This window comes from Paracoccus sp. SCN 68-21, from assembly GCF_001724535.1.
Classification (GTDB): Bacteria; Pseudomonadota; Alphaproteobacteria; order Rhodobacterales; family Rhodobacteraceae; genus Paracoccus; species Paracoccus hibiscisoli.
In genome coordinates, this window is sequence record NZ_MEES01000024.1 from 1 (window position 1) to 14,755 (window position 14,755).

Annotated in this window: 18 protein-coding genes; 10 read left to right on the top strand and 8 right to left on the bottom strand. The window is 67.8% G+C overall.

The window, feature by feature from the left end:
- A partial coding sequence (locus ABS73_RS09215; RefSeq protein ID WP_139283883.1) for a GTP-binding protein occupies window positions 1–99 on the bottom strand: 99 nt, incomplete at its 3' end.
- Between the two features lie 265 nt (window positions 100–364).
- On the opposite strand from ABS73_RS09215, the gene ABS73_RS09220 reads away from it, so the two are divergent.
- Window positions 365–1,204, top strand: a complete 840-nt coding sequence (locus tag ABS73_RS09220; RefSeq protein ID WP_277023001.1) for a tellurite resistance TerB family protein — start codon at window positions 365–367, stop codon at window positions 1,202–1,204.
- 146 nt (window positions 1,205–1,350) lie between these two features.
- On the top strand, window positions 1,351–2,259 hold the full coding sequence (locus ABS73_RS09225) for an SDR family oxidoreductase (protein ID WP_277022999.1): 909 nt from the start codon (window positions 1,351–1,353) through the stop codon (window positions 2,257–2,259).
- Here ABS73_RS09225 and parC read toward each other — a convergent pair.
- A complete protein-coding gene (gene parC, locus ABS73_RS09230) occupies window positions 2,256–4,499 on the bottom strand; it encodes a DNA topoisomerase IV subunit A (RefSeq protein ID WP_277022996.1) in 2,244 nt (747 codons plus the stop codon). The genes ABS73_RS09225 and parC overlap by 4 nt on opposite strands.
- A 128-nt stretch (window positions 4,500–4,627) precedes the next feature.
- Here parC and ABS73_RS09235 point away from each other — a divergent pair, with 128 nt between their 5' ends.
- The 7 genes from ABS73_RS09235 to ABS73_RS09265 all read left to right on the top strand — a co-directional run bounded on the left by ABS73_RS09235 (window position 4,628) and on the right by ABS73_RS09265 (window position 9,546).
- On the top strand, window positions 4,628–5,152 hold the full coding sequence (locus ABS73_RS09235; protein ID WP_277022993.1) for an SH3 domain-containing protein: 525 nt from the start codon (window positions 4,628–4,630) through the stop codon (window positions 5,150–5,152).
- Window positions 5,149–5,967 (top strand): SDR family NAD(P)-dependent oxidoreductase, encoded by an 819-nt coding sequence (locus ABS73_RS09240; RefSeq protein ID WP_277022992.1) that lies wholly within the window; start codon window positions 5,149–5,151, stop codon window positions 5,965–5,967. Before ABS73_RS09235 ends, ABS73_RS09240 begins: the two co-directional genes overlap by 4 nt.
- 24 nt (window positions 5,968–5,991) lie before the next feature.
- Window positions 5,992–6,192 (top strand): twin transmembrane helix small protein, encoded by a 201-nt coding sequence (locus ABS73_RS09245; protein WP_277022989.1) that lies wholly within the window; start codon window positions 5,992–5,994, stop codon window positions 6,190–6,192.
- Window positions 6,192–6,764 carry a cob(I)yrinic acid a,c-diamide adenosyltransferase gene (locus ABS73_RS09250; protein WP_277022986.1) on the top strand — a complete coding sequence of 191 codons (573 nt, stop codon included), beginning with the start codon at window positions 6,192–6,194 and terminating at the stop codon, window positions 6,762–6,764. Before ABS73_RS09245 ends, ABS73_RS09250 begins: the two co-directional genes overlap by 1 nt.
- Window positions 6,765–6,887: 123 nt before the next feature.
- Window positions 6,888–7,646: an electron transfer flavoprotein subunit beta/FixA family protein gene (locus ABS73_RS09255; RefSeq protein WP_277022982.1), complete on the top strand. Its 759-nt coding sequence runs from the start codon at window positions 6,888–6,890 to the stop codon at window positions 7,644–7,646.
- Entirely contained in the window at window positions 7,646–8,572 is a 927-nt protein-coding gene (locus ABS73_RS09260; protein ID WP_277022981.1) for an electron transfer flavoprotein subunit alpha/FixB family protein, read from the top strand. Before ABS73_RS09255 ends, ABS73_RS09260 begins: the two co-directional genes overlap by 1 nt.
- Window positions 8,573–8,670: 98 nt before the next feature.
- A complete protein-coding gene (locus ABS73_RS09265; RefSeq protein ID WP_277022979.1) occupies window positions 8,671–9,546 on the top strand; it encodes a 3-hydroxybutyryl-CoA dehydrogenase in 876 nt (291 codons plus the stop codon).
- 30 nt (window positions 9,547–9,576) lie between these two features.
- Here ABS73_RS09265 and ABS73_RS09270 read toward each other — a convergent pair whose 3' ends face one another.
- The 6 genes from ABS73_RS09270 to ABS73_RS09295 form a co-directional block, all read right to left on the bottom strand.
- Window positions 9,577–9,999 carry a DUF2852 domain-containing protein gene (locus tag ABS73_RS09270; protein WP_277022977.1) on the bottom strand — a complete coding sequence of 141 codons (423 nt, stop codon included), beginning with the start codon at window positions 9,997–9,999 and terminating at the stop codon, window positions 9,577–9,579.
- A gap of 85 nt (window positions 10,000–10,084) precedes the next feature.
- Complete coding sequence (locus tag ABS73_RS09275) at window positions 10,085–10,744, bottom strand: TetR/AcrR family transcriptional regulator (RefSeq protein WP_277022975.1); 660 nt, start codon at window positions 10,742–10,744, stop codon at window positions 10,085–10,087.
- Complete coding sequence (locus ABS73_RS09280) at window positions 10,744–11,022, bottom strand: HPr family phosphocarrier protein (RefSeq protein ID WP_136857918.1); 279 nt, start codon at window positions 11,020–11,022, stop codon at window positions 10,744–10,746. The genes ABS73_RS09275 and ABS73_RS09280 overlap by 1 nt, the downstream gene beginning before the upstream one ends.
- A complete protein-coding gene (locus tag ABS73_RS09285; RefSeq protein WP_136857917.1) occupies window positions 11,019–11,441 on the bottom strand; it encodes a PTS sugar transporter subunit IIA in 423 nt (140 codons plus the stop codon). Before ABS73_RS09285 ends, ABS73_RS09280 begins: the two co-directional genes overlap by 4 nt.
- A 43-nt stretch (window positions 11,442–11,484) precedes the next feature.
- The gene (rapZ, locus tag ABS73_RS09290; protein WP_277022971.1) at window positions 11,485–12,438 is read right to left on the bottom strand and encodes an RNase adapter RapZ; all 954 of its coding nucleotides are present in this window, start codon (window positions 12,436–12,438) and stop codon (window positions 11,485–11,487) included.
- Window positions 12,439–12,500: 62 nt separating this feature from the next.
- Window positions 12,501–12,914 carry an HPr kinase/phosphorylase gene (locus ABS73_RS09295; protein ID WP_277022968.1) on the bottom strand — a complete coding sequence of 138 codons (414 nt, stop codon included), beginning with the start codon at window positions 12,912–12,914 and terminating at the stop codon, window positions 12,501–12,503.
- Window positions 12,915–13,127: 213 nt separating this feature from the next.
- Here ABS73_RS09295 and ABS73_RS09300 point away from each other — a divergent pair, with 213 nt between their 5' ends.
- Window positions 13,128–14,723, top strand: a complete 1,596-nt coding sequence (locus tag ABS73_RS09300) for a phosphoenolpyruvate carboxykinase (RefSeq protein WP_277022965.1) — start codon at window positions 13,128–13,130, stop codon at window positions 14,721–14,723.
- The last annotated feature ends 32 nt before the right edge of the window (window positions 14,724–14,755 follow it).

Genomic DNA, 14,755 nt, shown 5'->3' on the forward strand with positions numbered 1-14,755 from the left:
GGTGATCGCCGCCGTCAGCGTCGTCTTGCCGTGGTCAACGTGGCCGATCGTGCCGATGTTGACGTGCGGTTTGTTCCGTTCAAACTTTGCCTTTGCCATCTGGGCCTCCTGGATCAGCGGGGCATGGCTGAGACGGCCCCGGAATTGACGTGCGCTGCGATCTATAAGGCGGCCGGGGAAAAATCAAGGGCGGGAACGCGGTCGCTGCACCATTCCAGCACGGCACGTCCGATGCCGGGCGGACTGACGAAGTCCCGCGCTGCGGGGGGCTTTCCGGGAACTGCGCGCCGACCCATATCGTTCACAGCACAAGCAGACCGGCCGCAACGCGACCCGTGTCCTGCATGACCGAAAGGAACTGCGCATGAGCCTGATGAAAAGTCTGACCAAAGTCGCCGCCGGCGTGATGCTGGCCAAGGGAATCGGCGGCATGATGAACAACCAGCAGCGCGGCGGGACGTCCGGCCAGGGCATTGGCGGCCAAGGCGCCGGCGGTCAGCGCGTGGGCGGCGGATTGCTGGACAACCTGCTGGGCAACAACACCGGCAGCGGCGCGGGCGGCAGCCTGAACCAGATGCTGGGCCGCGCGCTTGGCGGCGGCGCGGGCGGGACCGGCGGCTCGCTTGGCGGTCTGCTGGACAAGCTGGGAGGCTCTCAGGGCCGCACCGGTGGCGGCCTGGGCGGCATGCTGGGCGGTCTGCTGGGCGGCGCGGCGGCGGGTGGTGCCGTGGGACAACTGGCGCGCAAGGATTCGCAGGCGCAGAACCAGGCCAGCTTCGGGTCGCTGTTCGACGACGCCCTGTCCCATGACGCCGAGCCCGAGGTCGCCCCCACCCCGGAACAGAACGCCATGGCCGGGCTGATGCTGCGCGCGATGATCCAGGCGGCCAAGTCCGACGGCCATGTGGACGACGCGGAACGCCAGCGCCTGCTGGGCCATCTGGGCGACGATCTTGACGAGGACGAGCGTCAGTTCATCCGCGACCAGATGGCCGCGCCCGTCGATGCCGCCGGTCTGGCCCGCGACGTCCCCGAAGGGATGGAGCGTCAGGTCTATCTGATGTCGCTGCTGGCGATCGATTTCGACAGCGAGGCCGAGGCCCGCTATCTGAATGACCTGGCGGGCGGGCTAAAGCTGGACCGCGCCACCGTCAATGACATCCACCGCGAGGCCGGGGTCATGCCGCTTTACAACGCGGGCTGACGATCCGACATGACCCTCAAGCCCGCCGTTCCCCGGAACGGCGGGCTTTTCCGTGCAGGGGGCAGCCCGGCGTCTTGATGAATGATGCAGGAACAATCCGTCCGCCGCGGCGGTTGGCCCCGGCAATCCAGAACCAGAGGTGATCCATGTCCGACACTCCCGCACGCACGCCCTTCCGCAGCGGCGCCATCACCGATCCGCGCCTGCCTGTCCCCGATTTCCCCGCGCAGGAGCAGCCCTTTCCCGGCCTCGCGCGCGAGATGGACCCCCTGCCCGACCACGGAGAGACCAGCTATCGCGGATCGGGCCGCCTCAAGGGCAAGCGCGCCCTGATCACCGGCGGAGACAGCGGCATCGGCGCCGCCGCCGCCATCGCCTTCGCGCGCGAAGGGGCCGATGTGGCTATCACCTATCTGCCCGACGAACAGCCCGATGCCGACCGCGTGGTCGCCGCGATCCAGGCCGACGGGCGCCGCGCTGTGGCCATCCCCGGCGACCTGCGCGACGAGACATTCTGCAAGGAGATGGTCGAAAGCGCCGTGTCGCAGCTGGGCGGGCTGGACATCTTGGTCAACAATGCTGGCCGCCAGCAGTTCTGCAACCGGCTGGAGGACCTGACGACCGAGGATTTCGACGCCACGATGAAGACCAACATCTATGCGCCCTTCTGGGTGACGCGCGCCGCGCTGCCGCATATGGAGGCGGGCGGGTCGATCATCATCACCTCGTCGGTGCAGGCGTTTTCCGGGTCGGCACACCTGTTCGACTATGCGCAGTCCAAGGCCGCGAATGTCGCCTTTGCGCAGTCGCTGGCCAAACAGCTGGCCCCGCGCGGCATCCGCGTGAACGCCGTCTGCCCCGGCCCCTACTGGACCGCGCTGCAGATCAGCGGCGGCCAGCCGACCGACAAGGCGCAGGAGCATGGCGCCAGCCAGCCCCTGGGCCGCCCCGGCCAACCGGTCGAGATCGCGCCGATCTATGTGCTGCTGGCCTCGGACGAGGCCAGCTATATCACCGGTGAGTATTTCGGCTCGGTCGGCGGCGGCGGGCTCTAAGCGAACCGGTTGTCGCGCGGGAAACCGCGCGGCGCCATCCGGCCCACGCTGCCGCGCTTGCCCAGCCATTCGGTCAGGTCGGGCTCGGTCCGGGTCTTGCCGCCGGTCATGGGCCATGACAGGCCCTGCGCCAGCGTCAGGCAGATCGCGTCCACCATCCCGTCATCCTTCAGCAGGCCACCGCCCTTGCCATAGCGCTGCAGGCGCACACCCTTGCCGCGCGCCATCTCGGGCAGCTCGGCCAGCGGGAAGACAAGCATCTTGCGGTTCTCTCCGACGACGGCGACGTGATCGCCCGACACCGGACGGCACAGCAGCGCGTCGCCGTTCAGGACCTGCTTGCCCGATTTCGTCTGCGCCAGGATATCCCCCGCGCCCACGATGAACCCGTCCCCGGCCTTGGATGCCACCAGATAGCGCGCGCCCTCGCGCCAGGGGAACATGGCGATCACCTGCGCCTCGTTGGGCAGGTCGATCATCAGGCGCAGCGGTTCGCCCATCCCGCGCCCGCCGGGCAGCGTGTTGACCGGGAGGGTGTAGAACCGCCCGTTCGATGCAAAGACCATCAGCTTGTCGGTGGTCTCGGCGTGCAGCGCCTGTCCGGGGCCGTCGCCATCCTTGAACTTCAGCTCCGCATCCAGCGGCTGATGCCCTTTCAGGCTGCGGATCCAGCCCATCTTGGACAGGATCACCGTCACCGGCTCGCGCTCGATCATGGCGTCCAGGTCGATCACGGGCATCTCGGTCGCCTCGCTGATCGTGGTGCGGCGCTGGCCCTCGGGGCGCGACTTGCCGAACAGGTTGCGCACCTCCTTCAGCTGGTCGGCGATGCGCGCCCATTGCGCCTCCTCGCTGTCCAGCATCGCCTGCAACCCCTCGCGCTCGGCCAGCAGGGCGTCGCGCTCGGCACGCAGCTCGATCTCCTCCAGCTTGCGCAGGGCGCGCAGGCGCATGTTCAGGATCGCCTCGACCTGGACGTCGTTCAAGCCGAATTCGGCCATCATCACGGCCTTGGGCTCATCCTCGGTACGGATGATCTCGATCACGCGATCCAGGTTCAGATAGGCGACCAGATAGCCTTCCAGCACCTCAAGGCGCGACGCGATCTTGTCCAGGCGATAGCTGGCGCGGCGCACCAGCACCTCGCGGCGATGGTCCAGAAAGGCGCGCAGGACCTCTTTCAGCGAACAGACCTTGGGCACGCGCCCGTCGATCAGCACGTTCATGTTCAGGTTGAACCGCGTCTCCAGGTCGCTGGAGCGGTACAGCGCGCCCATCAGCTGCTCGGGGTCGACGGTGCGGGCGCGCGGTTCGATGACGATGCGCACATCCTCGGCGGATTCGTCGCGCACATCGGCGAAGATCGGGATCTTGCGCAGCTGGATCAGCTCGGCCAGGCGTTCGATCAGCTTGGATTTCTGCACCTGATAGGGGATTTCGGTGACCACGATCTGCCACAGGCCCCGGCCCAGATCCTCCTGATGCCAGCGGCAGCGCAGGCGGAACGCGCCGCGCCCGGTGCGATAGGTCTCGGCCATGCTGTCGGCCGATTCGACCAGCACGCCGCCGGTCGGGAAATCGGGGCCCTTGATCAGCGTGGCCAGCGTGTCGTCGCGCGCATCGGGCACCTTGATCAGATGCAGGCAGGCATCCACGACCTCGTGCAGGTTGTGGGGCGGGATGTTGGTGGCCATCCCCACGGCGATGCCCGAGGCGCCATTGGCCAGCAGGTTCGGAAAGGCCGAGGGCAGCACGACAGGCTCGCTCAGCGTGCCGTCATAATTGGGGCGGAAATCGACCGAATCCTCGGTCAGCCCCTCCATCAGCGCCTCGGAGGCCGCGGCCAGGCGGGCCTCGGTGTATCGCGCGGCAGCGGGGTTGTCGCCGTCGATATTGCCGAAATTGCCCTGCCCGTCCACCAGCGGATAGCGCATGGCGAAATCCTGGGCCAGGCGCGCCATCGCGTCATAGATGGCCGCGTCGCCATGCGGGTGATAGTTGCCCATCACGTCGCCGGTGATCTTGGCCGACTTGCGGAACGCGCCGTTGGGCGCCAGCCGCAATTCGCGCATCGCATAGAGGATGCGGCGGTGCACCGGCTTCAGCCCGTCGCGGGCATCGGGCAGCGCGCGGTGCATGATCGTCGACAGCGCATAGGTCAGGTAACGCTCGCCGATCGCGCGGCTGAGCGGTTCGGAATGGGTGCCCTTTTCGGGCGCAGGGATCAGATCATCGGCCATGCGCCTTGGATAGGGCGCGCGGCCTTTCCGGTCCAGATCGAAAAGCGGGGCGCGGGAACGGGGCGTCGCGCGTGGCGTTGTGCCGCCGGATGGGTTAATTCGACGACAGCAGGGATGGGAAACGCGCGATGATCAGGCTGGGACTGCTGATGCTGGTGACGGTGGCGGGCTTTGTGCTGGTCCTGACGCTTTATGGCGATGACGAACTGCGGGCCGCGCGCCGCCCGGCAGCCCCCGCCCCGGTCAGCGCCGCGCAGGATGCCGGATCGCCGGTCCTGACCGCCCCCGCCGGTTCGCTGGCGACCCAGCCCCCCGTGGATGTGGTCCCCGCCGCCAGCCAGACCCCCGAACGCACGCAACGCTTTCCCGGCCCCCCGCTGGAGCCGTCGCCGGAGTACCCGTCCGGCACCCCCGAGGCCACGGCCGAGGCCGCAGCCCCCTTGGGCGCGGAGGGACCGGTCCTCTATGTCACCGCGACGCGGGTGAATATGCGGTCGGGCGCGGGCACCGGCAACCCGGTGGTCACCGGGCTGGACGGCGGCACCGCGGTCGAGGCGATCGGCCCCACCGGCGGCGAATGGGTCGAGGTGCGCACCACCGGTGGCCAGCAGGGCTTTGTCGCGGGCCAGTTCTTGTCGCCTGACACCCCATGAGGCGCGTGCTGATCACGGGCTGCTCCTCCGGGATCGGCCTGGACGCGGCGCGCCACCTGCGCGACAGCGGCTGGCGCGTCGTGGCCACCTGCCGCAAGCCCCAGGACATTGCCGCCCGCCAGGCCGAGGGGATGGAGTGCCTGTCCTTGGACCTGGCCTGCCCCGACAGCGTCGCCGCCTGCGCCCGCGACGCGCTGGCGGGCGGGCCGGTGGACGCGCTGGTCAACAACGCGGCCTTTGCCCTGCCCGGCGCCGTCGAGGACATGCCCCGCGACGCCCTGCGCGCGATCATGGAGGTCAACCTGCTAGGCACGCATGACCTGACCATCCGCCTGATCCCGCATTTCCGCGACCGGGGCGCGGGGCGCATCGTCACCATCAGCTCGGTCCTGGGCCTGGTGGGCATCCCCTGGCGCGGCCCCTATGTGGCCACGAAATTCGCGCTGGAGGGGCTGACCGACGTGCTGCGCCTGGAGATGCACGGCACCGGCATCCACGTCACCCTGATCGAGCCGGGCCCGATCACCAGCCGCATCCGCGAGAACGCCATCCCGCATTTCGAACGATGGGTGAACTGGCAGGCCAGCCCCCGCGCCGACCAGTATCGCGCGACGCTGCTGAAACGGCTGTATGAACCGTCCGGCAAGGACCGGTTCGAGCTGCCCCCCCGCGCCGTCAGCGACCGCATCCTGACCGCGCTGACGGCCCGGAACCCGGCCCCGCGCTACTATGTCACGGCGCCTACGCGCATTTCCGGGGTCGCGCGCCGGGTTCTGCCGACCCGCGCTCTGGACTGGTTCGCGCGGCGGAACTAGGTTGGCGGCCGAAAGGCGGTAATCATGCCCGATACATCCCTGTTTCTTGTGACCGTCCTGTCCATCGGCGTCGTCATCGCGATCCTGATGACCGGGATCGGCGGCTTTGCCAAAGGCGGAGAGTTCAACGCCAAGCACGGCAATCGCATGATGCGCTGGCGGCTTTACGCCCAGGCCGGGGCGATCGTCATCCTCATGGGCTTTCTGTGGCTGGGGGCTCGCTGATGGTCGTCCTGAACAAGATCTATACCCGCACCGGCGACAAGGGCGACACCGCCCTGTCCGACGGCAGCCGCGTCTCCAAGCACGACCCCCGCGTCGAGGCCTATGGCACCGTGGACGAGTTGAACGCCACTCTGGGCCTGTGCCGCCTGCACGCGACGCGCGATCTGGCCCGCCAGATCGGCGTGATCCAGAACGACCTGTTCGATCTGGGCGCGGATCTGTCGCGGCCGAACATGGCCGCGGACGATCAGGCCGGATACAAGGTCCTGCGTATCATCGACGCCCAGGTCGACCGCCTGGAGGCCGAGATCGACGCCATGAACGCACACCTGACGCCGCTGCGCAGCTTCATCCTGCCGGGCGGCACGGCCATTGCCGCGCATCTGCACCTGTCGCGCACGGTCGCGCGCCGCGCCGAACGCCGCGCCACCGAGCTGCTGGCGGGGGGCGATGTGAACCCATCCGCCATCCGCTATCTGAACCGGCTGTCGGACTGGCTGTTCGTGGCGGGCCGGGTGGTCAACGACAACGGCGCCGACGACATCCTGTGGGTGCCCGGCGCCAGCCGTTAGCGCCGGACCCAGGCGTCACGGGGCGCAAACGCTGCGTCCTGTGACGTTTTTGCCCTGTCCTTGCCCGGTCTTGCTGTCTAACAATCCCCGCGACAGATGACGCAAACCAAGGGAGAGAGGCCGATGAAAGTCCTCGTGCCAGTCAAGCGCGTGATCGACTACAACGTGAAGGCCCGCGTGAAGGCGGACGGATCGGGTGTCGATCTGGCCAACGTGAAGATGTCGATGAACCCCTTTGACGAGATCGCCGTCGAAGAGGCGATCCGTCTGAAGGAAAAAGGCGCCGCCACCGAGATCGTGGCCGTCAGCATCGGCGTCAAGCAGGCCGCCGAGACCCTGCGCACCGCGCTGGCCATGGGCGCCGACCGCGCGATCCTGGTCGTCGCCGCCGATGACGTGCATCAGGACATCGAGCCGCTGGCCGTCGCCAAGATCCTCAAGGCCATCGTCGATGCCGAACAGCCCGGGCTGGTCATCGCCGGCAAGCAGGCGATCGACAACGACATGAACGCGACCGGGCAGATGCTGTCGGCCCTTCTGGGCTGGAGCCAGGCGACCTTCGCCAGCAAGCTGGAGATCGCGGGCGACGTGGCCCATGTCACGCGCGAGGTCGACGGCGGCCTGCAGACCATCGAGGTCAAGCTGCCCGCCATCGTCACCGCCGACCTGCGCCTGAACGAGCCGCGCTATGCCAGCCTGCCCAACATCATGAAGGCCAAGAAGAAGCCGTTGGAGGAGAAGACCCCCGCCGATTACGGCGTGGACGTCACCCCGCGCCTGACGGTCGTCAACACCCGCGAGCCCGAGGGCCGCAAGGCGGGCATCAAGGTCGGCTCGGTCGACGAGCTGGTGTCGAAACTCAAAGAAGCGGGGGTCGTGTAATGGCTGTTCTTCTTCTGGCCGAAGTGACCAATGGCGAACTGAACCGCGACGCGACCGGCAAGGCCGTGGGCGCCGTCGCGTCCCTGGGCGATGTGACGGTGCTGTGCGCCGGGTCGCAGGCCCGTGCGGCCGCTGATCAGGCCGCGAGCATCGCGGGCGTATCCCGCGTTCTGGTGGCCGAGGATGCGCGCTATGGCCACCGCCTGGCCGAACCCACCGCGGCGCTGATCGTGGCGCTGGCGGGCGATTACAGCCACATCGCCGCCCCCGCCACGACGGACGCCAAGAATGTCATGCCCCGCGTCGCGGCCCTGCTGGACGTCATGGTGATGTCCGACGTCTCCGCCGTGATCGACGCCGACACGTTCGAACGCCCCGTCTATGCCGGCAACGCCATCCAGACGGTGAAATCGGCTGACGCGACCAAGATCATGACCATCCGCGTGGCCAGCTTTGACGCCGCGGGCGAAGGTCCGGCGGCGCCCGTCTCGGACGCCACGCTGGCCGACGATCCGGCCCTGTCGAAATGGCTGAACGACGAGGTCGCCCAAAGCGACCGCCCCGAGCTGACCTCGGCCGGGCGCGTCGTGTCGGGCGGTCGCGCGCTTGGCTCCAAGGAGCAGTTCGCGATCATCGAGAGCCTGGCCGATAAGCTGGGCGCCGCCGTCGGCGCATCCCGCGCGGCGGTCGATTCGGGCTATGCCCCGAACGACTGGCAGGTGGGCCAGACCGGCAAGGTCGTGGCACCCGAACTGTACGTCGCGGTCGGCATCTCGGGCGCGATCCAGCATCTGGCGGGCATGAAGGACAGCAAGGTCATCGTGGCCATCAACAAGGACGAAGAGGCGCCGATCTTCCAGATCGCCGATTACGGCCTGGTGGGCGACCTGTTCACGTTGGTCCCGGAACTGACCGAAAAACTGTAACGAACGCTGCCGCCCCCCACCATTCCGGGGGGCGGTTTTGCATTGCAGCAGGGGTCGCCCGGCCCTATCGTCCCGGCGACGGAACAGGGGATGCAGCAATGGCAATTCAATCGGTTGGCGTGATCGGCGCAGGTCAGATGGGCAACGGCATCGCCCATGTCTTTGCCGTGGCGGGCTATGACGTGCTGCTGACCGACATCAGCCAGGAGGCGCTGGACAAGGCCGTCTCGCTGATCGACCGCAACCTGGAACGCCAGGTCAGCCGCGACAAGATCACCCCAGACGTCAAGGCCACCGCGATGGGCCATATCCGCACCACGCTGAAGCTGTCGGACCTGGGCCGCTGCGATCTGGTGATCGAGGCCGCGACCGAGCGCGAGACCGTGAAACAGGCCATCTTCGAGGATCTGGTCCCGCACCTGAAGCCCGAGACGATCCTGACCTCGAACACCTCGTCCATCTCGATCACGCGGCTGGCCTCGCGCACCGACCGCCCCGAGAAGTTCATGGGGTTCCACTTCATGAACCCCGTCCCCGTGATGCAGCTGGTCGAGCTGATCCGCGGCATCGCCACCGACGAGCCGACCTACAAGGCGCTGCACGAGGTGGTCGAGAAACTGGGCAAGACCTCGGCCACCGCCGAGGATTTCCCCGCCTTCATCGTGAACCGCATCCTGATGCCGATGATCAACGAGGCGGTCTATACGCTCTATGAGGGCGTGGGGTCCGTCAGCAGCATCGACAGCGCGATGAAGCTGGGCACCAACCACCCGATGGGCCCGCTGGAGCTGGCCGATTTCATCGGCCTGGACACCTGCCTGGCGATCATGAACGTCCTGCATGACGGGCTGGCCGACACGAAATACCGCCCCTGCCCGCTGCTGACCAAATATGTCGAGGCCGGCTGGCTGGGCCGCAAGACCGGGCGCGGCTTTTACGACTATCGCGGCGACACGCCGGTGCCGACGCGCTGAGGGGCCGGTCGCCCGGCCCCGGTCGGCAGATCACGCCTCGGGTTTGGGGTCGCGCTTTTCCATGAACTGGTCGAACTCGGCCTTGTCCTTGGCCTCGCGCAGCTTGGCCAGGAAGGCGTTGAAGTCGCGATGCTCGTCCTCCAGCCGCTTCAGCGTCTCGGCGCGATAGGCGTCAAAGGCGCTGTTGCCGGTCGAGGGTGCCGTATAGCGCGGGGTGATGTCACGTTTCTTGCAGCTTCCGAACATGCGCTTGCTCCAGATCATGTAGAACAGGACCGCCAGGCCGACCGGCCAGGCGAAGATGAAACCCAGCACCATGGCCACCAGCCAGGCGGGGCGGCCGCGCGCGTCCAGCCAGTCCCGGCCGCGGGCCAGCAGGTCGCCTGCGCGCTGCAGGGTCGTGGCCGACGATCCGTCGGGGGACGGGGACGGCGCAGGAATTGCGGTGATCATCGGTGATCTCTCCCTATGTTAATGTAAATCACATTTACATAGATGGGCGCGCAGAGACCGCGTTCAAGACCGGTCGACCGGTTTTTCACTCCAGGATCAGGCCCAGCCCGCGCAGATAGATCATCACGCCGCTCTCCAGCATCTGCGACGGCTCGACGGGGCTGCGGGTGCCGGGGCGGCCGCGGCCGAACAACTCGACCACGCCGTGGCTCAGCGCCCAGATGTGGTTGGCGACCATGCGCACCGGCGGGCGGCGATCGGGCGGCAGGCGGCTGGCCAGCGCCTCGGCGGCCGAGACCAGCACCCCCTGCGCCCGCCCCGACGCCGCCGCCAGATCGGCATTGCCGGCGATGGACAACCCGCTCTCGAACATGGCCATATAATAGCCGGGGCGGTCGGCGGCGAAATCCAGATAGGTCTGCCCCATCCGCAGGAACGCGCTCAGCGGGCGCGGACGGCCGCCGTCAAAGGCCGTATCCAGACGCGTCGCGAACTCCAGGAATCCCTGGCGCGCGACCTCTTCCAGAAGGTCCTCGCGACCCTTGAAATGGCGATAGGGAGCGGCCGGGGACACGCCCGCCCGGCGCGCGGCCTCGGTCAGGGTAAAGGCCTGCGGGCCCTGCTCCTGCACCAGATCGGCGGTTGCCTCGACCAGGGCCTGGCGCAGATTGCCATGATGATAGGATTTGCGATCAGAGGCGCGGGTATTGGCGCCCGTGCCGTCGGGGGATTGCGGATCGGGCACTACATGCCTTCGCCGAAGTAATCCCCGACCAGGGCCTCCAGCGCGTCGGCCAGGGCCTGCGCCTCGGGGCCGGTGGTGGTCACGCGGATCTGGCTGCCGCGCGGCGCGGTCAGCATCAGCAGCCCCATGATGCTGTCGCCCGACACTGCCATACCGTCCTTTTCGACCTGCGCCTGCGCGTCATGGCGCTCGACCACGTCCACGAACTTGGCGCTGGCGCGGGCATGCAGGCCCTTGATGTTGATGATCGACAGATCGCGGGTGACGGGCTGGCTCATCCGGCACGGCTCCCGCTGTCCAGCCCGGCCTCGGGCGGCACGTTGTACGAGTTGATGTACTTGCGCCCGGCATCCTTGGCATGGCCCACGGCGACCGGCACGGTCAGGTGCCGCGACTTGGCCAGCTTGACCAGCATCGGCAGGTTGGCCCCATAGAGGATCGTGCGATCCTGCACCGCGCAGGCCGGCAGCGACAGGTTCGAGGGCGAGCCTCCGAACAGATCCGTCACCAGCACGACCCCGTCGCCCAGATCGACCGCATCGGCGGCCGCCTTGATTTCGGCCGTCTTGGCCGCGCGGTCGTGATCATCCTCGATCGCGACGGCGGCGATTCCGACCTGCGGCCCCACGACATGCTCGACCGCCGAGAGATACTCCCGGGCCAATCCACCATGCGCGACTATGACAATTCCGATCAACGCGCCCCACCAAGCCCAAAAGACCGCCCGAACACCCAAGACCTCATGATGCCTGCCTCTGTGTCGGATATGCCCCGCCGTCAGGCTGCACCTCCGGGGCAGATTGCAGCGCCGCATTCCGACGCTCGAGTTCCCTGTGCCTTATTGACACCGGCCAGCCCGCCTCTGCAAGCGCAACAGCCATGTTTTCCACCAAAGTGACGGAACGGTGTTGCCCCCCGGTGCATCCGAAACCCACCGCCAGGTGCGATTTGCCCTCATCCATATGGGCGGGCAGCAGGAACTGCACCAGCCCGCAGGTCCGGTCAAAGAATTCCGCGAATCGCGCATCGGCGCGCACATGCGCCTGCACGCGCGGATCGCGCCCGTCCAGCGGCCGCAGGTCGGGCGCCCAATGCGGGTTCGACAGGAACCGACAGTCGAACATCAGATCCAGGCCCCGCGGCACGCCGCGCTTGTAGCTGAAGGAATGCAGCGACACGCTCAGCCGCCGGTCGGGCCGCGCATCGAACCAGCGCGTCAGCTCGGCCTTGAGGTCATGGGGCGACAGCTCGGTCGTGTCGACCAGGACATCGGCCCGCGCCCGGATCGGGGCCAGCAGGTCGATCTCGGCCAGAACGCCCGACATCGGGGCGGCATCGGGCGACAGCGGATGGCGGCGGCGCGTCTCGTTATAGCGGCGCACCAGGACATCGGCCTGACAGTCCAGGAACAGCACCTCGGGCGCATAGCCCGGCAAGCGCGTCAGCCGGTCGATCAACTCGATCACGTTGAAGGCCGAGAAATCGCGGTTGCGCACGTCCAGCCCCAGGGCCAGCGGCGTGGGCCGCGCGGGCCCGTCCAGCAGCCGCGGGATCAGCGACAGCGGCAGATTGTCGATCGCCTCGAAGCCCAGATCCTCCAGCACGTTGATCGCGGTCGAGCGCCCGGCCCCGGACGGCCCGGTGACCAGCACCAGCCGCTGCGCGGTTTCCGGTTCGGTGGCGTTGTGATCCATGCGTCAGGTCCTCGGCAACGGCGGGTGGCATCCGGGTTCGGCATCAAGGCGGCGGGCGGTCGTCATGCCAGACGTCGCCCCAGCATCAGCTGCCGCACCGCAGCATAAAGATGGGGGCGATAGGGCCCGGACACAAGCGAAACCCGGACCCCCAGCCAATCCTGATACAGCTCCTGCGGCAATCGTTCGGCCTCGGGCGCGCCCAGGTCGCAGGCCAGCGCCACCGGGACCGGCGGCGAGGGTTCCGCCCAGACGATGCCCACGCCCCGCGCCTCGATCCGGCCCAACAGGGGCTGGGGCGCCTGCGCCATCAGCCGGCCCGCCGACAGACGCAGGTCGGTGCGGTCGTCGGCCACCAGCCGCCCCCCCACGGCCATCAGCTGCAGGGCCAGCGTCGACTTGCCCGCGCCCGACGGCCCCAGGATGATTACACCCCGCCCGTCCAGGGCCACGGTCGTGGCATGCAGCTGGATCATCCGAATCACCTCCCCCTTAATCCTGCCCCGAATCCGGTTAAGATTCCGTCGACCGACACACCGCCCCGCCTCATTTTTGCCATGTTGGCGATAACATGCAATGTTACCGCTCACTGTTTGCGCTGACTTGTTTCGGCCCGAATCCGCCGTGTTATAGCCCGGACAACGCCCGCCGCCGCGGGCCGCCACAGCACACACCACGGAGCCACGGACATGACGACGCGCGCAAATCCCGACTGCCGCCTGGACGATCAAGGCATCACCGGGCTGGGCCAGGTCCATTACAACCTGACCGAAGCCGCCCTGATGACCCAGGCCGTCGCCCGCGGCGAAGGCCAGCTGGGCCAGGGCGGCACGTTCCTCGTATCCACCGGCGCGCATACCGGCCGCTCGCCCAAGGACAAGTTCGTGGTCCGCACCCCCTCGGTCGAAGACACGATCTGGTGGGACAACAACAAGCCGATGGACCCCGCGGCCTTCGACCGCCTGCATGCCGACATGCTGGCGCATATGAAGGGACGCGACTACTTCGTGCAGGACCTGTTCGCGGGCGCGGATGCCGACAACCGCCTGGACGTGCGCGTGGTGACTGAACTGGCTTGGCACGGCCTGTTCATCCGTCACCTGCTGCGCCGCCCCGACCCGTCCGAGCTGGCCAGCTTCGTGCCCGAGTTCACCATCATCAACTGCCCCGGCTTCACCGCCGACCCGGCGCGCCACGGCTGCCGCAGTGGCACGGTGATCGCGATGAACTTCGATGCCAAGCTGATCCTGATCGGCGGCACCGCCTATGCCGGCGAGAACAAGAAATCGGTCTTCACCCTGCTGAACTACCTGCTGCCAGCCAAGGGCATCATGCCCATGCATTGCAGCGCCAACCACGCGCCGGGCAATCCCGACGACGCGGCGGTGTTCTTCGGCCTGTCGGGCACCGGCAAGACGACCCTCTCGGCCGACCCGTCGCGCGTGCTGATCGGCGATGACGAACACGGCTGGTCCGACACCGGCATCTTCAACTTCGAGGGCGGCTGCTACGCCAAGACCATCAACCTCTCGGCCGAGGCCGAGCCCGAGATCCACGCCACCACCACCCGCTTTGCCACCGTAATCGAGAACATGGTCTTTGACCCCGACACGCTGGCGCTGGATTTCCAGGACAATTCCATCACCGACAACATGCGCTGCGCCTACCCGCTGGAGGCGATCGGCAACGCCTCCCCCACCAGCCTGGGCGGTCACCCGAAAAACGTGATCATGCTGACCTGCGACGCCTATGGCGTGCTGCCGCCCATCGCGCGACTGACGCCTGCGCAGGCGATGTATCACTTCCTGTCGGGCTTCACCTCCAAGACGCCCGGCACCGAGGTCGGCGTGACCGAGCCTGTGCCCACCTTCTCGACCTGCTTCGGCGCGCCCTTCATGCCCCGCCGCCCCGAGGTCTATGGCAAGCTGCTGCAGGAAAAGATCGCCCAGCACGGCGCCTCCTGCTGGCTGGTCAACACCGGCTGGACCGGCGGCGCCTTTGGCACGGGCAAACGCATGCCCATCGCGGCGACCCGCGCCCTGCTGGCCGCCGCCCTGGACGGCAGCCTGAACGACGCGCAATTCCGCCGCGACCCGAATTTCGGCTTCGACGTGCCGGTCAGTGTCCCGGGGGTCGGCGACACGCTGCTGGACCCGCGCCAGACCTGGGCGGACCCCGCCGCCTATGACGCGCAGGCGAAAAAGCTGGTGCAGATGTTCTGCGACAACTTCGCCCAGTACCTGGACGCCATCGACGACGAGACCCGCGCCGCCGCCATCGGCTAAGTCACGCCGCCCCCCAAACCGGAAAGGCCGCC